Raw genomic sequence first — 25925 nt, 5'->3', positions numbered from 1 at the left:
GATGCATTATGGATATTGCTCTGCTTAACAGGGGCTGTAACAGAAAATGGTCAGATACGATGGTGAATCTGGAAGCCCGAAAACTGTTCGAAACAGCAAATCGGTTGTCAGCATTTTATTTGCATGATGCCCTGACGCGTATCGAATTTGTCGAGGAGATAAAACAGGTCGTAGAAAAGGAGCAAGATGGATACGATGGGTCGTCCAGGACGCAGAGTGTTAAACTTTATGTTTTCTCCAGAAATGCCAGGATTTGTAAGACAGGACTGGCGGCTGAATAAATACAACGATGATGATAGCGATGAGTATTGATATTCCACCACCCACAACGGTTTCTTTCGCAGCAAACAACATAAGTAGGATAAAAACCATCAGGCAAGATGATGTTATCCATAAAACAACCCTGAATCGATTAGCCAGATCCTGAATTGCTTCCCCCAATGTTCCACCATAGCTTTCAACGTTGTTCTTAATCTTCTGCAAGTCAGATCGCGTAAAGCCAGAACTCAACAAAGCCTCTTCAGTAACATCCATATTGTCCTCTCAGCAAATCTTAACTGGCGATGCTGCCCGCAATCATACTGATCAACATTCACGCATTCCAGCCGAAACGGTTTCTGTCTATCTGAAACGAACCACCGTTATCCGGAATCTTTGCCATTAAACTCAGCTAAGCCACAAACAACCACAATTCTCCGCTGCGCAGCCTGAAGATGCCAGCTCGTTGTGTACAGCAAAAGGTCATTAGCCGCTTAAAGAAAGGATAAAGGGGCTCCGATGAGCCCCTTTGTAGATGTCATTGCGATCAATTCGTGGTTTCTATTTTAGGCGGTTGCCAGGTGCCATCCAGAATGGCTTGTTCGCCCCAGTACGCTCGAATGTACAGGGAGAATGTACCGTCTGGTGCAGGTAACCAGTTATTGAGTTTATCCTCTGAAGGCCGGGTTTTGCTCACATACAGCGTCAGGGAGCCGTCATCGTTAAATTTCAGATTTTTATTTTTTGTCCCCAGCGAGTAGCGATTCAGTTCGTTAGGGCTGAAAAGGTGTTTACTGTTATAGAGGGTTAAAGACCAGAAGCCTTTCACCGGCGGGAGCTGACCTTTCGGGAAGGTGACGGTGTAGTTATGTGCACCAGAGAGCTGGGCACCGGCAGCGTCATTATCCGTGTAGAAATATTGCGTTTCGTCCGGTTTGTTATCGAACATATTCGATTTTGAAGTGCCGGTCCGGTTGTAATAATCGACCCCAAATTCAGCGTTATTTTTTGAGCGGTTCCAGCCATTACCCGCTGGTACACCGTTATGTTTCCATTTGAAAAACTCGGCGATAACCGTTTTATCCGTCTCGACTGCTGTTTCATCCATCCATTTGCGGATTTCAGGGTTTTTCTTACCCATTTCGACAAGGTGACGGTATTGGGCATACATGGCTTCTTCACCCGGTAACGGTGGCACTTTATTCAACACATTATCAAGCTGATCGAAGAACTTTTCGGGTATAACCCACTTCGTTTCACCTGCGCTGGGATCGGCTTTTTCACCGATAGACGGTAATTTCGAATAGTCGTAGGTTTTCATTTTGCCGTCAAACTGGCTTAACGGATAGCTCATGACCTCTTTGATCGGTGCCTGAATCGCCGCTCTGTCTTCGGCCGTGTCATCCATCTGGATACGCGGTATCACGTTTGCCATTTCCGTTGAAGAGCGAATGATGCCGTTAATGCCTTTCGGCGTTTCGCCTTTCCAGTCAGGTCCGACTAACAAATAAAAGCCAGGTTTAGTGCCATAGGGCTTACCGACGTTACCAATTTGATCGGTTCGTGCATCATAAATGGCGTAAACCCAGAAGCGGTCGCCAAAGTCTGGCACCTGTAGCACAACCGGTTCTTTATCCAACTCAAAGAAGCCCAGACCGTAAGCCACGTCCTGATTCGGACAGGTTACGAAGGTTTCTTCAGGCTTGATGTAGTCCGTCAGCATACTGAGCTGCCCCATTGGTGCAACCGGCACCATACCGCCATTCAGTGCGGGCTCGGGCGCCTTCGTAATTGTCGCGCGTCGGTTGAACTGATTGACCATTGGCCAGCCCCAGATATAAGCCTGCTGCGCTATTGCCTTCACGTAGGCTTCTGGCATCTGCACGTCTAAAGAGGGTTGATTAAGCTGATCGAAACGCGTGGGATGCTGGATAGTGAGTGGTGCGCTCTCAGCAAAAACGTTGGCACTCAGGGCCAGAGCAGTAAAAAGTGCCAGTGTTTTTAATTTACTCATCGTAAGGTCCTTATTTGTTTGTCTGAACCAGATCGTCTGGTACCCAGGTTTGATCGTAAAAACCGTCTTCTGTGCCGTAGAGACGCAACGCCACAAGGAAATTACGATTAGGCACGGTTTTGATAAAAGCGGCATCGTCTACGCCATCCGGCTTGTTCGGGCCGAACCAGAGATCAATGGAACCGTCGCTGTTTTTCGGGATGTTGTAGTAGCCGTTTGTAGAAGGTAATAACTGGTCCGTTTCAGGCATCGTACCGTCGGTAATATTGTAGGCGGTGACCGCCCAGAACAGTGCTGCCGGTGGATTCGGTGGTAAATGCAACTTGTAGGTGTTGCTTCCATCCAGGAACTTGCCGGTATTATCTTTTACCGCATAGGGATATTTTGAGCCGGCACCGGTTGTATGCATGACCATAGCTGCGGCGCTGGAATAGGCGATCTGGAAGAAAGCCGCACGTTGGTTGGCATCCAGCGTTCCGTACTGCATCCACTCTGCGGATGCCCCGGCCCAGGAGTTCTCCCACTGGCGGTCTTTGTAGTAGAGCTGACGCTGATCGTCACGCCCCACCTGTCGGCGAGCCAGTATCATTCGCGGCGCAGTCGTAACCGCTTTGTTGAGCATTTCCTGCTGCTTCGCCGTTGGGGCGAATGGCTTTCCTTTAACAATCCCGATGCTTAACAACGCGCTACGCGTTTCCTCTGGAATCGCTGTTAACGGCTCATAATCCACGAAGGCTTTCAGCTTTTGCCAATAACTAGCATCGGTTGGATACATCATATTGACGCGTTTACCACTGGCATCCGGGAACTGCATCGGCTTCACGTCTTTCTCAACATCCCAGAGGGGATAAATGCGCGTCGTTTCGGCATTTTTAACCGCCGGGATGGGGTCAGGTTTACCGTCGCCTTTGCCCATAATGGTTCGGAAGAAGAGAAACACATTGTAAGTCGATGATTTAAAGGCGTAATAGCCCTGCGGCACAGGGCCCTCATAATCAGGGGGTAATAACAGATACAGCCCACCGCGAGCCCGATCCGGACCGATGGCACCCACATCGGTAATGGTTTTCTGGAAGAAATCGGTAAACATACCGATGACGTTCGCCGGGGCTTTAATCACCAATGGGCCCGTTTCTTTCAGATCAAGGTAACTCATCGAATAGATGACATCCCCGTTTGGCGTCGGCACCACCGCCCGGCTATCCATGCGCTCTTTCCAGATAGGGAGAACGTTATAGCCTTTACCAAACGCCGCTTCAGAACCGTCGCGTAGCCCAATGGTGTTCAGAAGGGGCAGGGTTTGAATGTAGGCCTGGATAGCGTCCTGATAATACAGTTCATCGCTGAGCGATTGTGCCTCGTCCTGAGCCAGCCAGTTGCCGTTATTCAGTTGTTTCATCAATGGAGAGAGCGGGGCATCGGCAGCGACAGCGTAGTGGGAAAAAGTCAATGCCAGCAAAACTGCAGAGGCTATCACATGAACCTTCATAAGCGTTTCCTGATTGAGTGAGCAGAAGAAACCAGCGGCATATGCCTTTGAAACGCTTAAGCACATCCTCGTCTGGCACTGATACATGTCAAATGCCATTTAAGAATAGTTAACTTTTCAAAAATGTAACCTTAAGAGTTGTTTAATAATAAATTTACGCAACGATCGGGTTTTCTTTTTTTCTCCAGACAGGGTAACGTTATGCGACATTGCGGAACGGGAAGGCTGGTCTATGCTCAACAGGATTGCGTCTGCCTGAAAAATAATGAGAGTGCGGAACGTTGCTGTGTATTTAATGTATATACCACGTCGTTAAAAAGGGTAATACAGCCTGACGGTAGCTGGGTGATGGCAAAAAAGAACGCGGAAGTAAAATTATCATTCGATAACAGGAAAATAGCATATGAGAAAAACGGCGTTGTTTTATCTGATAACGTTTCTTTCACCCGCAACGCAGGCCAGCGCACTCTATTTCTATGAGATTGGAACCGAAGATGCCGCGCTTGCCGGTGCGGGCCAGGCTGCACGTGCTCAGGACGCGTCCACAATCGTGACCAACCCGGCGGGCATGACGCGGCTTCCCGATCATATGTTTACAGGGGGTTTACAGGCCATGGATGGTGATATTTCCTATGACCTGGATAATGCGTCTGGTCGCAAAAGTCCCGGTAATGTGATGAATTTATTCCCCAATGCAAGCGCCTTTTATTCGCAAAAAGTCAATGACAGACTATATGCCGGTGTAGGTTTATATGGCAATTATGGTCTGGGAATTGATTTTGGTAACTGGGCCGGCGATCGCCTTATTAAAAAAAGTACAATGGTTGCAATGACATTAAGTCCGTCCCTGGCTTATAAGCTCAGCGACCGTGTTTCTGTGGGGGGATCCGTTAACGTAAATTATGGATTCCTTTCGCTAACGCGTAATGTCGACGATACCGACGTAAAAGAGAAAGATCATGACTGGGTAATGAGCTACCGTCTGGGGTTATTAATGGCGCTTACCGATCAAACGCGTGCGGGTATCACCTGGAACAGTAAAGCGGACTATGATTTTAATATTGATGCGAAAGCCCGTTTCCCGAATTTACCCAACGTGGAATATGAACTCCCGATTTCTGCGCAGGTCAGGGCGCCTCAACAAATCATGTTTAGCCTGGTGCATGATATATCCCAAACGTGGTCAATAATGGGTGACCTTGGATGGCAGGACTGGAGTCAGTTTGGGAGTCCACAGATTACGGTTGCCGGACAGCAAACCGCTCATAAAAATCGCCTCAAAGACTCCTGGCATGCCGCGCTTGGGTTGCAATATCGTCCGACAGAACAGTGGCGAATCAATGCCGGGGTGGCGTTCGACAGTACGGTCTATGAGTCACAAAATGATGTTGCGCTTTCATTACCTACCGGCGATGAGTGGCGTTTTGCGACCGGTGCGCAGTATCAAATAACACCGCAAAGCAATATTGGGTTCGCCTTATCGTACTTACACATGCAGTCTTCCCGCGTCCAGTCGCCAGAATACCTAAAAGGAAGCTATGACGATCCGCACCTGTGGTTTGCGAGTGTCAATTACAGCTATCAATTTTAACGTTGCAACATCCTTGAGTGATGGGGGGCTGGGAACCCTCTGTCCGCTTTGCAGCAAAAGAGGTCAGGTGTAATACCGCCTCTTTATGTCGTTAGCGAACGCGGACTGCCGAGATAAAGCCGCTGCTGTTTCCAGTATTCGATACCGCCTAAAATACTGTCCGCCCTGATCCAGGCTCTGGCAATCAGGATGTGTAAATGCGGTGCATTCAAAGCACTAACCATCTGTGAGCTGTCGTTTAACAGTTGCACGATATACGTCACCGCATAGTCTCGTGAATCAACATATCCATCTCTTCGCTGTCTTTCCTTAAATACACTTTCGCTACCCTTAGGCCAGCGACGCCGCAGAGCGGAAAGGAGGGTATTGACGTAATTAATATTTGCCAGCACCAGGTCGGCAATGCGGTCTTCTTCACGCGCAGTGCTGCGTTCAATCAGATAGAAACCTGGGATTGCAGGGCCGTACGGGGTAAAAAAACTCGGCGGACTATTCTCGCGGTAGAGTAAATTCCAGACATCGCCAAAGGAAAACGCCTCTTCATCGTAAAACAGCGTGCCCAGGCGAATGGACTGCATTTGCATCCTTCCATGCAGATACAGCGGCAATTTATTGTTCTCAAGCTTCATGAAATACCGCCGGAATACGCTACATCCCTTTTCGCCCAGACGTCGAAACGGTTTACTTTGCCAGAGTCGCCATTGTTGCCTCCGCTCGTGGATATCAAGCAGACAGGCAAACGCGTCTATTTGCTCATCAAGTGAGAGTCTGCGTGAGCGTTTTAACCACCGCACAAAATAAAACAGAAGCGCTTTTACAGGTTTTCCTTCAGCTCGGATCAGGGCGGTGCTGTTCACTTTTCTGTTTTTTTCGTGCGATGATTTTAGATAGTTTTGTAACCATAACGCCCCGGCAATAAACCCACGGGAGTAGTAAATCTCTGCTTCGAAAGGCACCAACATATCGTCGTCTTCCAGTTGGCGTTTCAAATAACGGAGCTGTTCCTCGGCTAGTTGGCCAAGACCGATAGAGCTGGCCAGACGAGTGCCGGTAAGGTACTTTTCTTTCTTGGTAGGGGAGTAATAATCTGCCAGGGCCGTACGCCACCAGTCGCCATTCTCTTCGGTATCTTTAACCGTTTTACGAGGGGTCCCCAGCAGGGATGACAGTAATGCTAACGTGGGTCCGTGCTGAATCTTCATACCGCCGAAAGCGTATTGCCAGTAGACTCTCGGCTCGCGATTTTCATGTTCTTTGAGTCGCCAGAACTCTTCTTCAACGCTGGGGCGGTGGTCAATCCAGACTAATCGCGTCGAGCGCTTCCCATTCCAGCGATCGCGGATCCAGTGATTAATGTCGAAATGGTCGGTACCACTGTAGCCTGCGACAACCATTAAATCGGCCTGATTTGTTACCTGTTCGAGGCGTATTTTGAAGGCTTCGGGTAGCCCGTGCTCCAGGTCGGCAAGTGTTGCGCCAAGTCCTGTACAGCCGTGTTCAATTGTGCCGTGCACTTTGATGATACCCCAGTCTTCACCGTATTCCCGGTGCAGGATGTCCAGGGTTTTGGTCGCGGGGTCAATCACATGCACAGGGATCTGATGACAACCAGCCTGCTCGATACAGTCATCAAAATTAGTGGTGATACACCAGCCACGGTGCTTAATAAGGTAATCGGCAATCAGATGATGATTCGCATTTGGGGGACGTTGGGAAAAGATACGCAGCAGTTCCCGGGCGGCACCGCTACGCTCGACGCCTTCAATGGTTGAAGGTTCAAACGCTTTATCAAGAACATGCTCCAGACGTGGCAGGCTTCGCCCCATCCACTGCTCACATTGACCAAATACCGTTTTAATTTCGTCAGCCGCGTTGCTGTCAAGCAAGTGGTCAAGCAGGGCTTCCGTGAGTTCGTATCCTCCTGGGAGCCGTGAAGGGGAATCAATGGAGATCCCCGCGCCAACCATCAACACAACTTTGCCAGGACAGGGGCGTTCGGGAGTGAAACCCTTCCAGCCAAACCACCAGTCGTCCATCTCCATCGTTTTTCCTTCGTCACCGCAGAAATATTATTAATGCATTAATTTATCCGGCAATTCAAATCGCCGCCCCAAAACGCCCCACCGCAGTGCACACCCCCCAAACCCGCTCCCCAAAACAGTGAAACCCAACCCGCAGTAATCCACAACCTACTAAAAAACAAAGCAAAACCATCCTGGCACACCCCTTGCTTAATCAACCGTGAAAGGGCAGCACACCACAATTTGAACAATAGCTGGCTAGGGTTCCGGTTCACCACGGTGAATGGCTGGTCCAAGAGCTGGCGACCTCTGAGAGGTTACACGGCGGGACAAAAGCCCGGGAGACAGCAGCACCAGACGGTGTCGCGCTGCCCCCTAATTTTGTGCCACTCAGAGGTCAAGCATGAAAAAAACGCCATTACTCCGCTCTCTTGTACTGTCGCTGGCAATGCTGGTTAGTCTCCCCACGTTCGCCGCTGTGAAAAAAGAGTTCAACGTCTGCTGGACCATCTACGCCGGGTGGATGCCCTGGGGCACCATCAGCAGTAGCAAAATCATCGATAAATGGGCCAGCAAATACGGCATCAAAATCAACGTTGTGCAGCTCAACGACTATATCGAATCCATCAACCAGTACACCGCAGGGCAGTTTGACGGCTGCACCATGACCAATATGGATGCGCTGACCATACCGGCCGCAGGCGGGGTAGACACCACGGCGCTGATCCTCGGTAGCTACTCGGAAGGCAACGACGGAGTAGTGATGAAAGGTAAGGGCAAAACCCTGAAAGATCTGAAAGGGATGAAGGTCTACCTGCCTGAGCTCTCCGTGTCCCACTATCTGCTGGTGCGCGGTCTGGAAAAAGCCGGGCTCGCAGAGAAAGACGTCACCGTGGTGAATACCTCGGACGCAGATATCGTCTCTGCGTTCGGGACCGCCAGTGTGCAGGCTGCGGTGGCGTGGAACCCGCAGCTTTCCGTCATCAAAGGCACGCCAAACACCACCGAAGTGTTCAGCTCCTCGCAGGTACCGGGTGAGCTTATCGACATGATGGTGGTCAACACCGAGACCCTGAAAGACAACCCGGCGTTGGGCAAAGCGCTCACTGGCGCCTGGTACGAGATGATGGGGCTGATGAAAGCGCAGGATGCCGGCGCGCTGAATGCGATGGCCGCCGCCTCCGGGACCGATCTCGCCGGGTATCAGGCGCAGCTCAAAACCACCCATCTGTTCTATACCCCGCAAGACAACATGGCGTTTGTCACGTCGCCGGATCTGGCGAAAACCATGCAGCGCGTGGCGTCGTTCTCCTTCGACAAAGGGCTGCTGGGCGAGGGCGCGCAGAGCGCCGATTTTATCGGTATGCGCTTCCCGGGCAATGTCACGGTGGGCGATGCCAGCAACGTGAAACTGCGCTTTGACGACAGCTTCGTGAAAATGGCCGCTGCCGGCACGCTGTGATAACGGACGGAGTCTCCATGCGACAAATTAATCGCCATCCCACACCCGGCATGCGGCTGATGCTCGTGATGCTGCCTTTTGTCCTGCTGCTGGCTGCCTACTTTTTTGGCTCGGCGGTCAGGCTGGAGGCCAACCCGCAGGACAAGCTGCTGCCCGGCCTGCAGCAAATGCTGGACGCGCTATCCCGGATGGCGTTGACCCCGGATAAACGCAGCGGTGAATACCTGTTCTGGGTCGATACCCTGGTGAGCCTCGCGCGTCTGCTGGCGGGGCTGGCGATCGCCTCACTGATCGGCCTGTGCATTGGCGTTACCTCGGGCGTGTTTCCGCTGTGGCGTGCATCGCTCTCGCCGCTGATGACGGTGCTGTCGATGATCCCGCCGCTGGCAATACTCCCGGTGCTGTTTATCGTTTTCGGGCTGGATGAGCTGTCGAAGGTGATGCTAATTGTCATCGGCATCACCCCGATGCTGGCGCGCGATCTGGAGCACCGCGCCTGTGAAATCCCACCGGAGATCCTCATCAAAGCCCAGACGCTGGGGGCCAGTAGCTGGACGCTGGTGCTGCGCGTGGTGCTTCCGCAGCTGCTCTCCAGGCTGCTGACCTCGCTGCGCCTGCTGCTCGGGTCGGCATGGCTGTTTCTTATCTCGGCGGAGGCTATCTCCTCTACCGCCGGGCTGGGATACCGCATTTTCCTCGTACGGCGCTACATGGCGATGGATGTGATTATCCCGTACGTCCTGTGGATCACCCTGCTGGCGTGGCTGATGGATCTCGCCCTGCGGCAGCTGCATAAAACCTGTTTTCCCTGGGCGGAAGGAGGGAAGGCATGAGCTTTATCACCATCAACAATATCTGGCAGGAGTACGGCGACCATGTGGTGCTGGAACGCCTGAACCTGCAGGTGAAAGAGGGCGAGTTCTGCTCAATGGTGGGGGCGTCCGGCTGCGGAAAATCCACCTTCCTGCGTCTGCTGCTTGGTCAGGAAGCGCCCAGCCGGGGAGTGATCACCCTCGATGGCAAACCGCTGCGCGCCGAGCCGGACAGCAGCCGCGGCGTGGTGTTTCAGCGCTACTCCGTTTTCCCGCACCTCAGCGTGCTGGATAACGTTGCCATCGGTCTTGAACTGCCGCAATCGCCGCTGTTCGGGCGGCTGTTTGGGGGCAAAAAGCGCGCCGTGCGTGAACGGTCGGCGGAGATGCTGGAAAAAGTCGGCCTCGGGCATGCGCTGGATAAATATCCCGCCCAGCTCTCCGGCGGCATGCAGCAGCGCCTGGCCATTGCTCAGGCATTCATCATGCAGCCGCGCGTGCTGCTGCTCGATGAGCCGTTTGGCGCGCTGGATCCGGGGATTAGAAAAGACATGCACGCCCTGTTGCTGCAGCTGTGGGGCGAAACCCGCATGACCGTCTTTATGGTCACCCACGATCTGTCTGAAGGCTTCAACCTCGGCACCCGGCTACTGGTGTTCGACAAAGTGCGCCTCGACCCGCAGGCACCGAATGCCTACGGCGCGCGCATTACCTACGACATTCCGCTCAACGAGACGCGGCTCTCCGCCCTGAGCGGAACCACGCCCGACAACGTTTATGCCTTAAGGGGGTAACAGTGAATACCATGACGATTTTACGTGAAGAGACCCTTCCCGGCGGGGGACACCTCTCGTTTGTCCTAAAGCGCGGGCAGATCCTGCGCATGACAGATACGCAAGGCGGTGCCAACGTCAGCCTGCTGATGCTCAACCCGCACGAGAAAAGCGAGCGGCTGAACCTGCCCGACACGCTGAAAGGCCAGCACACCGCGCGCCTCACCGCCGGACACTGCTTTTACTCCGACATGGGCCGTGTACTGGCGGGCATTACCGCCGACACCTGCGGCTGGCACGACCCGTTTGGCGGCGTGCTGAATGCTGCCGAAGTGGCGGAAAAATACGGTCAGGGGCGTTATCAGGAGCTGCGCAACGGTTTCTACCGTAACGGTACGGACAACCTGCTGGTGGAGATGGGCAAGTGGGATCTCAACCTGGAAGATCTGCTGATGGTGGTTAATTTCTTCAGCAAGGTCACCGTGGAGGACAACGGCCAGTTCCGCTTCCACAGCGGACATTCGCAGCCGGGCAGCTACGTTGAGCTGTTCGCGCCGATGGACACGCTGATTGTCATGACCGCGCTACCGCACCCGATGGATCCCTCCCGGGAGTACGCCCCGCGCCCGGTACAGCTGAGCTGGCGGCAGGCGGAGGATGAAGAGGGGGCGATTAACGCCCTCCTGACGCGCCCGGAAAACGAACGCGCCATCACTAACACTCAACGTTTCGCCCTGTAAGGAGCCGTGTATGACCGTTGCCAGCGAAAAACATCCCCAGCATGCCAGCTTCCGCCACGTTATTCCGGCGGGGGAACCGTATCTGTTTGAAGTGAAGAAAGGCCAGACGCTACGCCTGCTCGACCTGGAGGGCAACCAGGCGGTGGACACCCTGTTTTACAATGCGGACAACCCGCGTGAGCGCTACGACGCACAGCGCACGCTGCGCCGCCAGAACAACGCTTATCTCACCCACGGCAGCGTGCTGTACTCCAACCTCGGTAACCCGCTGCTGACCATCGTGGCAGATACCTGCGGGCGTCACGATACCCTCGGCGGCGCCTGCGCGCAGGAGAGCAACACCGTGCGCTATGCTCTCGACAAACGCCATATGCACAGCTGCCGGGATAACTTTCTCTGCGCCTGCCTGCACGATGGCCGCCTGCAAAAGCGCGATATTGCCGCCAATATTAACTTCTTCATGAACGTGCCGGTGACTCCGCAGGGCGGGCTGACCTTTGAGGACGGTATCTCCGCGCCGGGGAAATATGTCGAGCTGCGCGCCGAGTGCAACGTCATCGTGCTGATCTCCAACTGTCCGCAGCTTAACAACCCGTGCAACGGCTGGAATCCAACGCCAGCAGAGGTGCTGGTATGGAACTGACACCCACCCGCTGGCAGCGCCTGCGCCAGGCCATTTATCGCCTGTTTGCAGTCCGCGCCGGACGCATTCTGCCGTAACCGCTTTTTCCCCATGGACGACCATGGGTGAGCCGATTTTCGGCGGGACGACCCGCCACGATTGAGTCTGACCTATGTTGACGACACTCCTGATTGCAAACCGCGGGGCGATTGCCTGCCGCATTCTGCGCACCCTGCGCGCCATGAACATCCGCGGCGTGGCGGTCTACTCCGAAGCCGATCTCAGCAGCCTGCATATCCGGGAAGCGGATGAGGCGCTGAGCCTGGGCGAGGGCCCGGCGGCGAACACCTATCTGGTGAGCGAAAAGATCATCGCGGCCGCCAGAGCCAGCGGTGCGCAGGCCATTCATCCGGGCTACGGTTTTCTGTCGGAAAACGCCGCATTTGCCGAAGCCTGCGAAGCCGCAGGCATTGCGTTTGTCGGCCCCACGCCGGAACAATTGCGCCTGTTTGGCCTGAAACATACTGCCCGTGCGCTGGCGAAAGCGCACGGCGTGCCGATGCTCGAAGGCACCGGGCTGCTGGCTAACGTCGATGAGGCCGTTCACGCTGTGGCGGTAGTGGGCTACCCGGTAATACTGAAAAGCACCGCGGGCGGCGGCGGGATCGGCATGCGCGTCTGTTACCACGCGGAAGAGCTGCGCGACGCCTTCGATGCCGTGGTGCGCCTGGGCAAGAATAACTTTAGCGACGCGGGCGTGTTTATCGAAAAATACATTGAGCGGGCGCGTCACCTGGAAGTCCAGCTGTTTGGTGACGGCAAAGGCGAGGTGATTGCCCTCGGCGTGCGCGACTGCTCGGTACAGCGGCGTAACCAGAAGGTGCTGGAAGAGACGCCCGCGCCTAACTTGCCGGACGGCATGGAGACCGCGCTGTGCGAGGCGGCGATAAAACTCGGCCAGGCGGTCAACTACCGCAGCGCGGGTACCGTGGAGTTTGTCTACGACAGCGACACGGCCCGCTTTTACTTCCTTGAAGTGAACACCCGTCTGCAGGTAGAGCACGGCGTCACCGAGCAGGTGTGGGGTGTTGACCTGGTTCGCTGGATGATTGACCTGGCGGCCGGAACGCTGCCGCCGCTGGCGGAGCTGCGCGCCAGCCTGCAACCACAAGGACACGCCATTCAGGCGCGGGTCTACGCCGAAGATCCGGGCCGTCAGTTCCAGCCGTCGCCAGGGCTACTCACCGAAGTGGTGTTCCCGGAAAACGACCGTCGCACATTGCGCATCGACAGCTGGATGGAGTCCGGCTGCGACGTACCGCCGTTTTTTGACCCGATGCTGGCCAAAATCATCGCCTGGCAGCCCACGCGCGAGGCGGCGATCCGCGTCCTGCACACCGCGCTGGGAGAGACGCGTCTCTACGGCGTGGAAACCAACCGCAGCTATTTGCAGCAGATTTTAACCTTCCCGCCGTTCGCCCGTGGCGAGCCGTGGACCCGCTGTTTAGAGACGCTGGACTATCAGGCCTTCACGCTGGAGGTGCTCAGCGCCGGGACGCAAACCACGGTGCAGGATTATCCGGGGCGCACGGGCTACTGGGCCGTCGGGGTGCCGCCCTCCGGGCCGATGGACAGCCTGGCGCTGCGTCTCGGCAACCGTCTGCTGGGCAATGAGGAGGGGGCCGCCGCGCTGGAGATCACCCTCAGCGGCCCGACGCTGAAATTCTACTGCGACGCGCAGCTGGCGGTGACCGGCGCAGCCATTGCGCTGACGCTGGACGGCGTGCCGCTGGCAAACAACCGCGTTTTCCGCGTCCGGGCGGGAAGCACGCTGCGTATGGGCGATATTCAGGGTGACGGCGTGCGCAGCTATCTCTGCCTGCGCGGCGGGTTTGAGGTGCCGGATTATCTGGGCAGCAAAAGCACCTTTACCCTCGGGCAGTTTGGCGGTCACGCCGGACGAGCACTGCGCACAGGTGACGTGCTGCATCTGTCCCCATTGACCGAACCTGTCGCGGACGGGGAGCTGCCGCAGGCCCTGCGCACCAGCCTGGATGGGGTGCGTGAGCTGCGGGTGATTTACGGTCCGCATGGTGCGCCGGAGTATTTTACGCCGGGCTATATGGCGGCCTTTTTTGCTACCGAGTGGGAGGTACATTTTAACTCCAGCCGGACGGGCGTGCGTCTGATCGGCCCGAAACCGGAATGGGTACGCGACAGCGGCGGCGAAGCGGGGCTGCACCCGTCGAACATCCACGACAACCCGTACGCCATTGGCGCGGTGGATTTCACCGGCGATATGCCGGTGATCCTCGGCCCCGACGGCCCAAGTCTGGGGGGATTTGTCTGCCCGGTCACCGTCATCGAGGCGGATCTACACGCGGTTGGCCAGCTGAAAGCGGGCGATAAAGTGCGCTTTATGCCGGTGGACGTTTCCACCGCCCGACGGCTGGCGCAGGGGCAGGCAGCGCAAATCGCCAGCCTGACGCCGCAGGTCATGCCGTGGCAACCTGTCGGGCTGAGCTCGCCGGTGGTGCTGGAGGTGGGGGAGGACGATAAACGGCTGGTGGCGAGGTTATCCGGCGATACCCATCTGCTGCTGGAGATAGGCGAGCCCGAACTGGATCTGGTGTTGCGTTTTCGTGCCCACGCTCTGATGCAGGCGCTGGAAACGCGCGCGCTGACGGGGATTATCGACCTCACGCCGGGGATCCGCTCCCTGCAGATTCACTATCAGCCGGAAACGCTGAGTCTGGAAGCGCTGCTGGAGACGGTGGCCGGGCTGTGGCAGGACGTATGCGGGCAGGCGTCGCTGGACGTGCCGTCGCGCGTGGTCTGGCTGCCGCTCTCCTGGGACGATCCCGCGTGCCAGAAGGCTATCGATAAATACATGACCACCGTGCGCCGGGATGCGCCATGGTGTCCGAGCAACCTGGAGTTTATCCGTCGTATCAACGATCTGGCGAATATCGATGAGGTCTATAAAACGGTGTTCGACGCCCGCTATCTGGTGATGGGGCTGGGAGATGTCTACCTGGGCGCGCCGGTCGCGACACCGCTCGATCCGCGTCATCGTCTGGTGACCACCAAATACAACCCGGCACGCACCTGGACGGCGGAAAACTCGGTGGGTATTGGCGGGGCCTACCTTTGCGTCTATGGCATGGAGGGGCCGGGCGGGTATCAGTTTGTCGGACGCACGCTGCAGATGTGGAATCGCTATCACGCCGTGGAGGATTTTGGCGGCAAGCCCTGGCTACTGCGCTTCTTCGACCAGATCCGCTTTTATCCGGTCTCAGCCGAAGAGTTGCTCACCATCCGCCGGGATTTCCCGCTGGGGCGTTATCCGCTGCGCATCGAACACACCACGCTGAAGCTGGCGGAGTATCAGCAATTCCTGGCCTACGAGGCGCCGGAGATTGAGGCGTTCCGCGCGCATCAGCAGGCCGCGTTTGACGCCGAGCGTGAGCGTTGGGCCGCCAACGGTCAGGCCCATTTTGACAGCAGCGAGGTGCTGGTAACAGACGCCGAAGACGCGCCGCTGGCACCCGGACAGGCCGGGATTGACAGCCCGGTATCGGGCAACCTGTGGCAGGTAAACGTTGAAGTCGGTAACACCGTGCGCGAAGGCGATGTGCTGGTGGTACTGGAGTCCATGAAGATGGAGATCCCGCTGGTCGCAACCCAGGACGGGGTGGTCAGCCAGGTGCGCGTGCAGCCGGGTTCATCGGTGCGCGCGGGTCAGTGTGTGGTGGTCCTGGAGAAAACAGCATGAAGCACCTTTTTGATTTACGCCTTGATGTTCTGGCGCAGGCATACCGTTCCGGTCAGCTCCGTCCTCGCGCGGTTATCCTTGCCCTGCGCGAGCGCGCGCTGGCGCTGAACCCGGAATTTAACGCCTTTATTTATCTTCTCATGCCCGACGAGCTGGAGCCGTATCTGGCCGCGCTGGACGGCGTGGATCCGGCATCGTTGCCGCTCTATGGCGTGCCGTTTGCCATTAAAGACAATATCGATCTGGCGGGTATTGAGACCACCGCCGCCTGTCCGGCCTTTGCGTACCGGGCAGAGCAGGATGCGACGATAGTGTCGCAGTTGATCGCGCTGGGGGCGGTCCCGCTGGGGAAAACCAATCTCGACCAGTTCGCGACCGGCTTAAACGGCACGCGCTCACCATTTGGTGCGTGTCGCAACAGTGTGCATCCGGAGTATCCGTCCGGTGGCTCAAGCGCGGGCTCGTCGCTGGCTGTGGCGCTGGGGCTGGCGAGCTTTGCCCTGGGCACCGATACCGCCGGGAGCGGGCGCGTTCCGGCCTCTCTCAATAATCTGGTCGGGCTGAAGGCGACCAAAGGGCTGATCTCGACAGCGGGTGTGGTGCCCGCCTGCCGCACGCTGGACTGCGTAACGTTCTTCACCAGAACGGCAGCGGAGGCCAGCCAACTGCTGGCGCTGACGGCGACGAAAGACGCGCGTGATGACTACAGCCGTGCTAACCCGTCCTGGAACGGAGCGCAGGCATTTGGCGTACCGGCAGCCGGTTTTCGCTTTGGCGTGCCGGACACGCTGGAGTTTCTCGGCTGCGCAGAGAGCGAGGCGCTGTATCACACCGCAAAGGAGAGGCTGATCGCCCTTGGCGGCGTGCCGGTGACCATCGACTTTTCGCCGTTCCTGGCGGCAGCAAAACTGCTCTATGACGGCCCGTGGGTGGCCGAGCGCTACCACGTGGCGGGCGCGTTGATTGAGCAACAGCCGGACGCGGTGCTGCCGGTGATCCGCAATGTACTGCAAAAAGCGCCTGCCATGAGTGCGGTAGCGGCGTTTGAAGCGCAGTACCAGCTTCAGGCCTATAAAAGCGAGTGCGATGCCATACTGGCGGGGCTTGAGTGCGTGTTAACTCCCACTTATCCGCGCCCGGTGAGTCTGGCCGAGCTGGCGGAGGAACCGGTCAAACGCAACTCTGAGCTTGGGCTTTACACCAACTTTATGAACCTGCTTGATTACGCTGCCGTGGCGGTCCCGGCAGGGTTTATGGCCAACGGCTTGCCTTCCGGCATAACGCTGTTTGGCCGCGCGTTTACCGACCAGTATCTGCTCAGCCTGGCCGATGCGTTACAACGTCACCAAATGTTAACCCTGCCCGGCGGGCGCGAGATGCAAGGGGATGCACCTGTTTCGACCGCCACCGATGACCGGATGTATCTGGTGGTGTGCGGCGCGCACCTGGACGGGCTGGCGCTGAATCATCAACTGCGCCAGCGCGGGGCGACGTATGTAGAAGCCACCACCAGCGCCCCGCATTATCGGCTCTTTGCCCTGGCAGACGGCAAACGGCCAGGCATGGTGCGGGCAACAGAACAGGGTTCCGCAATAGCCGTAGAGGTGTGGGCGCTACCGCACAGCGAAGTGGGATCGTTTCTGGCCGGGATCCCCGCACCGCTGGGGCTGGGAAAAGTCGAACTTCAGGACGGGCGCTGGCTGACCGGGTTTATCTGCGAGGAGGCAGGATTAGAGGGAGCACAGGAGATTACGCGATTCGGTGGCTGGCGAGCCTGGCTTGCTCATCATGCGTGAGCAAGCCAGCGCGGTTAACGGTAGAGCGGTTTTTCTGCGACCGGGATCAGTAAGGTAGATTGCCAGTCCGCAAGCGTCAGCTGCGCGAGTTTTCCCAGTGCGGTATAGAACGGGTGCCCGGCGTTTTCAACAAACACGGAGAGAAAACGGGTGCTCCACGGCAGCAGGTGCCACGCCAGAAGCTGGTCGCGTTCCGTCTCGCGTCCGTTCTCAGTGAGCCACGCGGCCAGCAGCAGCAACGTACCAAAATGATCTTCCGGTTCGTTCTGCTGCATCTCAAAGGCAATCTGGTTTTCCCGCATCCACTGACGCAGGGCGAGGGTTGAATCCCCAAACAGCACGGATTCACGATCCAGCCATACGGAACCCCACGGCGGTGCGGGCAGCGCATAGGGGCCAATAAACAGCCGTTGCCAGGCGTCAGTGACGGGCTCATCGGCAGATACCGTAAAGGTGTCGGCGATGGGCTGCAGCGCCGCCTGCGGCAGCGGCCAGTCCGTAACCCAGTCGCCAGCGGTCAGGGCGTTGACCAGCGGCGCAACGTGCTCGCTGTCGGGTGAATAGTAAAACAATGCGCCCAGTACCCGGGCGCTGAACGCGAACGCTTCACGCTGTGAGACATCTATCATTACAACCTTCCTTGCTCGCGCGGGCGAACCCGCGCGCCTGTGTTAACCGGCAATCGCCATACCTACCGTCATGTGCAGACCATAGAACAGACCGCGGCCGATCAGTTCACCCACGACAACTAGCGCCAGGCCTGCAAAGAGCGCAAGGGTTTTCGGCCCCTGGCGCCGGATGAGCGGGCACAGCCAGCAGCCTAATCCGGCGGCGACCAGTATGATACGGCCAACTTGCCATGCGCCATAGTCCGGCAGCAGGGCGCTGGCCTGTTGTACGGAGCTGTGTAGCGTCGCCAGTTCGTTACTCTGCAGCACAATCACCGCCACGCTCAGCAGCAGCGCCAGTACGCTCACCGATGCGGCACACGTGCCTCTGAAGGCGGTGCCAGCAGCGCGAAGCAGCAGGGCGGCAAACAGCGGGCCGCCCAGCGCCATCGTCAGGAAAAAGGCCAGCGTGGTGTAGCCGGTGTACCAGGTCGGAACCGTATCGATCTGATACACGCGGGTCATGGCCCAGACAAACACAATCCCCAGGATCTGGCTCACCACCATCCATACTTTACCCAATGCGGGCGGCATTTTACCGATAACCGACACCAGCCACCAGAAGCCACCGACGGCAAAGAAGACCGAGCCTGCCGCGATCTCGTTGCTGAGCGCCGACGCGCCAACACGGTTCAGGGAGTTAAACGCCCTGAGCGGGGAGCCCAGGTGCATCACCGATGCGATAAAGCCAACGCCCATGACCAGCCATAAAAAGAACATGCTGCGCACGATGCGGGTTCGGACCGCCTCGTCACTCTCCCTCATCCATGCCAGACCGCTGACGAGCAACGCCCCGGCCACGCACTGCCCAAAAACGGTGAAGATCACCAGCGGCCATTCATGCCATCCACTTCCCATCTCACACCTCCTTCGGGTTTGCCAGATAGCCGGAGGTATCTCCCGTCGGGCGGCTGTTGGCGTTAGGTTTAATCACAATGCTTGGCTTGGTGAAGTGCGCGGACGGCAGCGGCGCGACGGCCGCAAGCTGGCCGTGTTTTTTACGCAGCTCGTCAATCGGGCCGAAGTCCAGCGCGCGCAGCGGACAGGACTCCACGCAAATCGGCTTTTTGCCCTCTGCGACGCGGTCGTGGCAGCCGTCGCACTTGGTCATGTGGCCTTTGGCAGCGTTGTACTGCGGCGCACCGTACGGACAAGCCATATGGCAGTAGCGGCAGCCGATGCAGACATCCTCATCCACCACCACAAACCCGTCGTCACGCTTGTGCATTGCCCCGCTCGGGCACACTTTGGTGCAGGCCGGGTCTTCACAATGGTTACAGGCAATCGACAGGTAATAGGCAAAGACGTTCTGATGCCAGACGCCGTTATCCTCCTGCCAGTCGCCGCCCGCGTATTCGTAGATCCGGCGGAAGCTGACGTCCGGGGTCAGGTCTTTGTAATCCTTGCAGGCCAGCTCGCAGGTTTTGCACCCGGTGCAACGGCTGGAGTCAATAAAAAATCCATACTGGGTTGTCATCGGTTACTCCTTACGCCTTCTCGATCTGCACCAGATTGGTGTGCTGCGGGTTGCCTTTCGCCAGCGGTGACGGGCGATGGGTGGTCAACGTGTTGATGCATGAGCCGTGGTCGATCCGATCGCCGTTCATGTTGGCGTCGTGCCAGGCCCCCTGGCCCATCGCGCTGACGCCGGGCATGATGCGCGGGGTGACTTTCGCGGCAATGCGCACTTCGCCGCGGTCGTTAAACACACGTACCATATCGCCGTTTTGAATACCGCGTTGTGCCGCATCAACCGGATTGAGCCATACCTCCTGACGACAGGCGGCTTTAAGCACATCCACGTTGCCGTAGCTGGAGTGGGTGCGCGCCTTGAAGTGGAAGCCAAACAGCTGCAGCGGGTATGTTTTACGTTCCGGGGCATCCCAGCCGTCAAACGTTGAGGCGTACACCGGCAGTGGGCTGATGGTTTCATCTTTTTCCAGCTCCCAGGTGGCGGCAATCTCTGCCAGCTTGCTGGAGTAAATTTCAATCTTGCCTGACGGGGTTTTGAGCGGATGGGCATCCGGATCATCGCGGAATTTTTTATACGCCACGAAGTGTCCGTTGGGATCTTTGCGCTTATAAATGCCCATTTTTTTCAGTTCGTCATAGGACGGAAGCTGCGGATCTTTCGCCAGCATTTTGGCGTACAGATACTGCAGCCACTGCGACTGTGTCCGGCCTTCGGTGAATTTCTGATGGATGTCCGGCCCGAGGCGTTTCGCCACTTCGCTCATGATCCAGTAGATGGGCTTACGCTCAAACTTCGGCGCGGTAACGGGCTGCAGGAAAATCAGATAGCCCATATTGCCCGCATAATCGTTCGGGATGATGTCTTCCTGCTCGACGGTCATGAGGTCCGGCAGCAGGATGTCGGCGTATTTCGCCGAAGAAGTCATAAAGTTGTCGATCACCACGATGGTTTCGCACTTGCTTTCGTCCTGCAGAATATCGTGGGTTTTGTTGATGTCGGAGTGCTGGTTGATGATGGTATTACCGGCATAGTTCCAGATGAACTTGATCGGCACATCCAGCTTATCCTTGCCGCGCACGCCGTCGCGCAGGGCGGTCATTTCCGGGCCGCGGGCGATAGCATCCGTCCAGCTAAAGCAGGAGATCTGCGTTTTTACCGGGTTTTCCGGCAGCGGCATCCGTTCGATGGTGATGGTATAGGTCGATTCGCGCGCGCCGCTGTTACCGCCGTTGATACCCACGTTGCCGGTTAAGATCGGCAGCATGGCGATGGCGCGCGACGTCAGTTCACCGTTGGCCTGGCGCTGCGGTCCCCAGCCCTGGCAGATATAGGCGGGTTTTGCCGAGCCAATCTCGCGCGCCAGCTTGACGATGCGATCCGCAGGAATACCGGTGATGCGTGAGGCCCACTCCGGGGTTTTTGGCGTATTATCGTCGCCCTGGCCGAGGATATACGCTTTGTAGTGTCCGTTAGCAGGCGCACCTTCCGGCAGCGTTTTTTCGTCATAGCCAACGCAGTATTTATCGAGGAACGGCTGGTCAACCAGATTTTCGTTGATTAATACCCATGCAAGTCCGGCTACCAGCGCGGCATCGGTACCCGGGCGAATCGGGATCCATTCATCTTCACGTCCGGCAGCGGTGTCGGTATAACGCGGGTCGATGACGATCATCCGCGCATTTGAGCGTTCACGCGCCTGATCGAGGTAGTAGGTGATCCCGCCGCCGCTCATACGCGTTTCCGCCGGATTATTGCCGAACATCACCACCAGTTTAGTGTTTTCAATGTCGGAGGTGCTGTTGCCATCATTGCTGCCGTAGGTGTACGGCATCGCGCAGGAAATTTGCGCAGTACTGTAGGTGCCATAGTGGCTCAGGAAGCCGCCGTAACAGTTCATCAGGCGCGCCACCAGCGAGGCGTAAGGGGAAGAGCGGGTGATATTGCCGCCGACAATGCCGGAGGAGTAGTTAATGTACACCGCTTCGTTGCCGTATTTTTCCACTACATTTTTCAGGCTGCGGGTCAGGGTATCCAGCGCTTCATCCCAGGAGATGCGCTCAAATTTACCTTCACCGCGTTTGCCCACGCGCTTCATCGGGTAGTTAAGGCGGTCAGGGTGATTAATGCGACGGCGGATGGAGCGTCCGCGAAGACAGGCGCGCACCTGATGATTGCCGTAGATATCCTCCCCGGTATTATCCGTTTCCACCCAGTAAACTTCGTCGTCACGGACATGCAGGCGCAGCGCGCAGCGGCTGCCGCAGTTCACCGAGCAGGCTCCCCAGACCACTTTATCTTCAGCAGGCTGTACGGTGTTTTGCACTGCAGCAGCGGCGCTTTTCAATCCAAACGGCAACGAGATACCACCGGCGGCAAGCGCCAGAGAACCTATCGCGGTGGACTTAACGAGTGTTCGGCGGCTAATTCCACCGTGATGTTCGACATCGGACATGACTCACCCCATCATTTTAATTGACTATTATTTTCGCCCGTGATTACAACCGGGCTAATGATGGGGTGAGTGTTACTTATTTGGAGGTATTAAATATTAATCCTCATCAATTCAAGGGGGATTGATGCAAGGAAAGTGGTTAAAAATCACTGCGGTTCGCCTTGCGGATTCTCCTGCGCGCCAGCAGCAGCCCCGCTGCCTGTGCGAGTGTACAAAATTTTGAAGGTATCATTGGCACAATGCCCAACAACCTGCGCATCCGGACGATCGGCCTGATCGTTGGGTACGATGTTCAGCGTAAAGCCAGATTCCGGCACGCCGTTGTTGATGATTTTCTGCTGAATGTCGCTTTTTACACGTTCGCAGGAATCCGGTGCCGCCAGCGCGGCGGTAGAGGCACTCATTAACAGCAGGGCGGTAATCCAGGGTAACCGTTTCATCTGTAGCTCCTTTTCTCTGTGTGTAGATTAATTTTAGCAGGGTTCGTGTAAACAACTGTATTTGCTAATATGATTGGGAATAATCTCCCTGAATCGGTAAATGATGTGAAGAAATACGCAGCGATAACGCTACTGGCCGCGACACTGGTGGGGTGCGACAACAATTCCGCGCCGCTGTCGTTCACGCCTGAGATGGCGAGTTTTTCGAATGAGTTTGATTTTGACCCGCTGCGCGGCCCGGTCAAAGACTTTACCCAGACGCTGTTTAACGACAAGGGCGAGGTCTCCAAACGGGTGACCGGGACGATGTCGACAGAAGGGTGCTTTGATACGCTTGAGCTGCACGATCTTGAAGCGAATACCGGCGTTGCGCTGGTGCTGGATGCCAACTACTACATCGATGCAGAAACCCAGCAGCGAAAAGTGAAACTGCAGGGCAAATGCCAGCTGGCCGAGCTGCCGTCTGCCGGTGTAACGTGGGATACCGATGACAACGGATTTGTGGTCGCGGCGCACGGTAAAGAGATGGAAGTGAAATATCGCTATGACGCGGACGGCTACCCGCTCGGTAAAACCACCGTTTCCGGGGATCAGCACTTATCCGTACAGTCGACACCCTCGAAGGATCTGCGCAAAAGAATGGATTACTCGGCCGTGAGTTTACTGAATGACAAACCGCTGGGGAATGTGAAGCAGAGCTGCGATTACGACCGGCACAATAACCCGGTGAGCTGCGACCTGACCATCACCGACGACAGCGTTAAACCCGCGGTTGAGCGCAAGTACAGCATAAAAAACACCATTGAATACTACTGAGAGTAAAGCCGCGCAGGTTACTGCGCGGTAGGTTTCAGCAGGCTGGCACCAGACGGTTTGTGTCCGGCCAGATGCTGGTGCTGGAAAATGCACATGCGAATGGTGTTGCGGTATTCCCCGTTGATAAAGAACTCGTGGATTAGCTCGCCTTCCACCATAAAGCCCAGCTTACGGTAGATATGGATCGCTTTTTCGTTCTCTTTATCGACGATGAGATAGAGCTTATACAGATTCAGAACGTTGAAACCGTAGTCCATCGCCAGCTTCGCCGCCCGCGAGGCCAGGCCTTTACCCTGATGCTCCGGGGAGATAATGATCTGGAATTCCGCCCGGCGATGCACGTGGTTGATCTCCACCAGCTCAACCAGCCCGGCTTTTTCGCCTTCACACTCCACCACAAAGCGGCGTTCGCTTTGATCGTGAATGTGTTTATCGTACAGATCGGACAGCTCGACAAACGCCTCGTACGGCTCTTCAAACCAGTAGCGCATCACGCTGGCGTTGTTGTCGAGCTGGTGGACGAAGCGCAAATCTTCACGCTCCAGCGGACGCAGTTTAACCTCAAGACCCGGCATTACGGTGCTACCGTACGACCCGTACGACGATCCAGGCAGCGCAGGGTGTTTGGCTCCCAGTAGGCATTAACGTTCGCGCTTTGCTGACACTTATCACGTGCGTCAAAGGCGACATCTTCTTTGTCCCACTCTTTCTCAGCACGCTTGTTCACCTTCTGACGAAGGCTGCGGGTGTCATTCCATTGTTCTTTGTCCATTGCGGCATTCTGGCGGCTCTGCGCGCTATCGCCAGACTCAATAATGAGTTTGCTGGTTTCGGCGGTAGCCGTTGCAGCGAAGGCGAGCGTTGACAGCGCCAGTGCGGCGGTCAGACAAAGGCGTTTGCTTAATGTACTCATAGCGTTTCCTTTTTGAATCGGTGCAGATAATCACGTTACCCTGTTCAGATTCTACACCAAACAGAAATGACGGCATACCCGCGGCGCGGGTATGGAAAAGTAAACCGTATCATCAGGTATGATGGTTAAATAAATCCTCACCTGAAATGAAATATGATCAAAACAACGCTGTTATTTTTTGCCACCGCGCTCTGTGAAATTATCGGCTGCTTCCTTCCCTGGCTCTGGCTGAAGAAAGGGGCAACCGTGTTACTGCTGATCCCGGCGGGCATCGCGCTGGCGCTGTTTGTCTGGCTGTTAACGCTCCATCCGGCGGCCAGTGGTCGCGTCTATGCCGCCTACGGCGGGGTTTATGTCTGCACCGCGCTGCTATGGTTACGCGTGGTCGATGGGGTAAAACTCAGCGCCTACGACTGGGCCGGGGCTCTGATTGCCCTGTGCGGCATGCTGATCATCGTGGCGGGCTGGGGGCGCGCCTGAGCGCCCTGATTTTGTGATCGCTCGCGGATATTTTGATCATTATACTTGTATGGTAGTAGCTCAGTTGCGTAAATTTCCTGCATCACAACATGCGATGTAAGGAAAGGAATTATGAAGATTGTCGGGGCTGAAGTATTTGTCACCTGCCCGGGGCGTAACTTTGTCACCCTTAAAATTACGACCGATGAAGGCATCGTCGGTCTTGGCGATGCCACACTAAACGGACGCGAACTCTCCGTCGCCTCTTACCTGAAAGACCACCTCTGCCCGCAACTGATTGGCCGCGATGCGCACCGCATCGAAGATATCTGGCAGTTTTTCTATAAAGGCGCGTACTGGCGTCGCGGCCCGGTCACCATGTCGGCAATCTCTGCCGTGGATATGGCGCTGTGGGATATCAAAGCCAAAGCCGCCAATATGCCGCTTTACCAGCTACTGGGTGGCGCTTCCCGTGAAGGGGTAATGGTCTACTGCCACACCACCGGGCATACCATTGACGACGTGCTGGAAGATTACGCCCGTCACAAAGAGATGGGCTTTAAGGCGATCCGCGTCCAGTGCGGCGTGCCGGGAATGAAAACCACCTACGGCATGTCCAAGGGGAAAGGGCTGGCGTATGAGCCTGCCACCAAAGGGGACTGGCCGGAAGAGCAGCTGTGGTCCACCGAGAAATACCTCGACTTCACGCCGAAGCTGTTCGACGCGGTGCGCAGTAAATTTGGCTTCAACGAACATCTGCTGCATGACATGCACCACCGCCTGACGCCAATTGAAGCGGCGCGTTTCGGTAAGAGCATCGAAGAATTCCGCATGTTCTGGATGGAAGATCCTACGCCTGCTGAAAACCAGGCGTGCTTCCGCCTGATCCGCCAGCACACCGTCACGCCGATTGCCGTGGGTGAAGTCTTTAACAGCATCTGGGATTGCAAACAGCTGATTGAAGAGCAGCTTATCGACTACATTCGCGCCACCATTACCCATGCTGGCGGGATCACCGGCATGCGTCGTATTGCAGACTTTGCCTCGCTCTACCAGGTGCGGACCGGGTCACACGGCCCGTCCGATCTGTCGCCGATTTGCCATGCTGCCGCGCTGCACTTCGACCTGTGGGTGCCGAACTTCGGCGTGCAGGAATATATGGGCTATTCCGAACAGATGCTTGAAGTCTTCCCGCACAACTGGCGCTTCGACAACGGCTATATGCACCCGGGCGACAAGCCGGGTCTGGGTATTGAGTTCGACGAAAAGCTGGCCGCGAAATACCCGTACGATCCGGCCTACCTGCCTGTGGCTCGTCTGGAAGACGGCACGCTGTGGAACTGGTAAACG

Annotated in this window: 22 protein-coding genes, 1 pseudogene and 1 riboswitch; of the genes and pseudogenes, 12 read left to right on the top strand and 11 right to left on the bottom strand. The window is 56.5% G+C overall.

What is annotated here, in order from left to right:
- Positions 1–8 precede the first annotated feature (8 nt).
- Positions 9–182, top strand: a pseudogene (locus VF709_RS05845) (DUF4225 domain-containing protein); the annotation flags it as partial.
- Between the two features lie 37 nt (positions 183–219).
- On the opposite strand, the gene VF709_RS05840 reads toward VF709_RS05845, so the two are convergent.
- From VF709_RS05840 to VF709_RS05830, 3 genes are all read right to left on the bottom strand, one after another.
- Positions 220–534 carry a hypothetical protein gene (locus tag VF709_RS05840; protein WP_071843266.1) on the bottom strand — a complete coding sequence of 105 codons (315 nt, stop codon included), beginning with the start codon at positions 532–534 and terminating at the stop codon, positions 220–222.
- A gap of 271 nt (positions 535–805) precedes the next feature.
- Positions 806–2272 carry a DUF1254 domain-containing protein gene (locus VF709_RS05835; RefSeq protein ID WP_149896425.1) on the bottom strand — a complete coding sequence of 489 codons (1467 nt, stop codon included), beginning with the start codon at positions 2270–2272 and terminating at the stop codon, positions 806–808.
- A 10-nt stretch (positions 2273–2282) separates the two neighbouring features.
- The gene (locus VF709_RS05830; RefSeq protein WP_149896424.1) at positions 2283–3761 is read right to left on the bottom strand and encodes a DUF1254 domain-containing protein; all 1479 of its coding nucleotides are present in this window, start codon (positions 3759–3761) and stop codon (positions 2283–2285) included.
- Between the two features lie 403 nt (positions 3762–4164).
- On the opposite strand from VF709_RS05830, the gene VF709_RS05825 reads away from it, so the two are divergent.
- Entirely contained in the window at positions 4165–5352 is a 1188-nt protein-coding gene (locus tag VF709_RS05825; RefSeq protein ID WP_149896423.1) for an OmpP1/FadL family transporter, read from the top strand.
- A gap of 83 nt (positions 5353–5435) precedes the next feature.
- Here VF709_RS05825 and VF709_RS05820 read toward each other — a convergent pair whose 3' ends face one another.
- The gene (locus VF709_RS05820) at positions 5436–7394 is read right to left on the bottom strand and encodes an SIR2 family protein (RefSeq protein WP_440231065.1); all 1959 of its coding nucleotides are present in this window, start codon (positions 7392–7394) and stop codon (positions 5436–5438) included.
- Between the two features lie 226 nt (positions 7395–7620).
- A riboswitch (guanidine-I (ykkC/yxkD leader) is annotated at positions 7621–7719 on the top strand.
- 57 nt (positions 7720–7776) lie between these two features.
- Between VF709_RS05820 and VF709_RS05815 the strand changes: the two genes are divergently transcribed.
- The 7 genes from VF709_RS05815 to atzF all read left to right on the top strand — a co-directional run bounded on the left by VF709_RS05815 (position 7777) and on the right by atzF (position 17353).
- A complete protein-coding gene (locus tag VF709_RS05815) occupies positions 7777–8835 on the top strand; it encodes a putative urea ABC transporter substrate-binding protein (RefSeq protein WP_095453058.1) in 1059 nt (352 codons plus the stop codon).
- A 17-nt stretch (positions 8836–8852) separates the two neighbouring features.
- The gene (locus VF709_RS05810) at positions 8853–9668 is read left to right on the top strand and encodes an ABC transporter permease (protein WP_013096806.1); all 816 of its coding nucleotides are present in this window, start codon (positions 8853–8855) and stop codon (positions 9666–9668) included.
- The gene (locus VF709_RS05805; RefSeq protein ID WP_013096805.1) at positions 9665–10441 is read left to right on the top strand and encodes an ABC transporter ATP-binding protein; all 777 of its coding nucleotides are present in this window, start codon (positions 9665–9667) and stop codon (positions 10439–10441) included. The genes VF709_RS05810 and VF709_RS05805 overlap by 4 nt, the downstream gene beginning before the upstream one ends.
- 11 nt (positions 10442–10452) lie before the next feature.
- The gene (locus VF709_RS05800; RefSeq protein ID WP_038420904.1) at positions 10453–11160 is read left to right on the top strand and encodes an urea amidolyase associated protein UAAP1; all 708 of its coding nucleotides are present in this window, start codon (positions 10453–10455) and stop codon (positions 11158–11160) included.
- A 10-nt stretch (positions 11161–11170) separates the two neighbouring features.
- Complete coding sequence (locus VF709_RS05795) at positions 11171–11803, top strand: urea amidolyase associated protein UAAP2 (RefSeq protein ID WP_013096803.1); 633 nt, start codon at positions 11171–11173, stop codon at positions 11801–11803.
- A 151-nt stretch (positions 11804–11954) separates the two neighbouring features.
- Positions 11955–15557: an urea carboxylase gene (gene uca / locus VF709_RS05790; protein ID WP_440231062.1), complete on the top strand. Its 3603-nt coding sequence runs from the start codon at positions 11955–11957 to the stop codon at positions 15555–15557.
- A complete protein-coding gene (atzF, locus tag VF709_RS05785; protein ID WP_440231061.1) occupies positions 15554–17353 on the top strand; it encodes an allophanate hydrolase in 1800 nt (599 codons plus the stop codon). The genes uca and atzF overlap by 4 nt, the downstream gene beginning before the upstream one ends.
- A gap of 14 nt (positions 17354–17367) precedes the next feature.
- On the opposite strand, the gene dmsD is transcribed toward atzF, so the two are convergent.
- The 5 genes from dmsD to VF709_RS05760 all read right to left on the bottom strand — a co-directional run bounded on the left by dmsD (position 17368) and on the right by VF709_RS05760 (position 22387).
- On the bottom strand, positions 17368–17982 hold the full coding sequence (gene dmsD / locus VF709_RS05780; RefSeq protein ID WP_020688218.1) for a Tat proofreading chaperone DmsD: 615 nt from the start codon (positions 17980–17982) through the stop codon (positions 17368–17370).
- A 42-nt stretch (positions 17983–18024) separates the two neighbouring features.
- Complete coding sequence (locus VF709_RS05775; protein ID WP_114518737.1) at positions 18025–18879, bottom strand: dimethyl sulfoxide reductase anchor subunit family protein; 855 nt, start codon at positions 18877–18879, stop codon at positions 18025–18027.
- Position 18880: 1 nt separating this feature from the next.
- Positions 18881–19498: a dimethylsulfoxide reductase iron-sulfur subunit DmsB gene (dmsB, locus tag VF709_RS05770; RefSeq protein ID WP_114519104.1), complete on the bottom strand. Its 618-nt coding sequence runs from the start codon at positions 19496–19498 to the stop codon at positions 18881–18883.
- A gap of 10 nt (positions 19499–19508) precedes the next feature.
- Positions 19509–21947, bottom strand: a complete 2439-nt coding sequence (ynfE, locus tag VF709_RS05765) for a selenate/tellurate reductase subunit YnfE (protein ID WP_193144393.1) — start codon at positions 21945–21947, stop codon at positions 19509–19511.
- A 146-nt stretch (positions 21948–22093) separates the two neighbouring features.
- A complete protein-coding gene (locus tag VF709_RS05760) occupies positions 22094–22387 on the bottom strand; it encodes a DUF1161 domain-containing protein (protein ID WP_102752581.1) in 294 nt (97 codons plus the stop codon).
- A 105-nt stretch (positions 22388–22492) separates the two neighbouring features.
- Here VF709_RS05760 and VF709_RS05755 point away from each other — a divergent pair, with 105 nt between their 5' ends.
- Entirely contained in the window at positions 22493–23203 is a 711-nt protein-coding gene (locus VF709_RS05755) for a YnfC family lipoprotein (protein ID WP_014831730.1), read from the top strand.
- A 17-nt stretch (positions 23204–23220) separates the two neighbouring features.
- Here VF709_RS05755 and speG read toward each other — a convergent pair whose 3' ends face one another.
- Positions 23221–23778 (bottom strand): spermidine N1-acetyltransferase, encoded by a 558-nt coding sequence (speG, locus tag VF709_RS05750; RefSeq protein ID WP_013096794.1) that lies wholly within the window; start codon positions 23776–23778, stop codon positions 23221–23223.
- On the bottom strand, positions 23778–24116 hold the full coding sequence (locus tag VF709_RS05745) for a DUF1283 family protein (protein ID WP_013096793.1): 339 nt from the start codon (positions 24114–24116) through the stop codon (positions 23778–23780). The genes speG and VF709_RS05745 overlap by 1 nt, the downstream gene beginning before the upstream one ends.
- A gap of 153 nt (positions 24117–24269) precedes the next feature.
- Here VF709_RS05745 and VF709_RS05740 point away from each other — a divergent pair, with 153 nt between their 5' ends.
- Both VF709_RS05740 and rspA read left to right on the top strand, forming a co-directional pair.
- Positions 24270–24596: a YnfA family protein gene (locus VF709_RS05740; protein WP_029882821.1), complete on the top strand. Its 327-nt coding sequence runs from the start codon at positions 24270–24272 to the stop codon at positions 24594–24596.
- 111 nt (positions 24597–24707) lie between these two features.
- On the top strand, positions 24708–25922 hold the full coding sequence (gene rspA / locus VF709_RS05735; RefSeq protein ID WP_013096791.1) for a starvation-sensing protein RspA: 1215 nt from the start codon (positions 24708–24710) through the stop codon (positions 25920–25922).
- Positions 25923–25925 lie beyond the last annotated feature (3 nt).

Source organism: Enterobacter sp. Lyrl_3, assembly GCF_051948675.1.
GTDB classification, from domain to species: domain Bacteria; phylum Pseudomonadota; class Gammaproteobacteria; order Enterobacterales; family Enterobacteriaceae; genus Enterobacter; species Enterobacter cloacae.
Note: the sequence above shows the minus strand (reverse complement) of the source record. Positions and strands in the feature narration are given on the sequence as shown.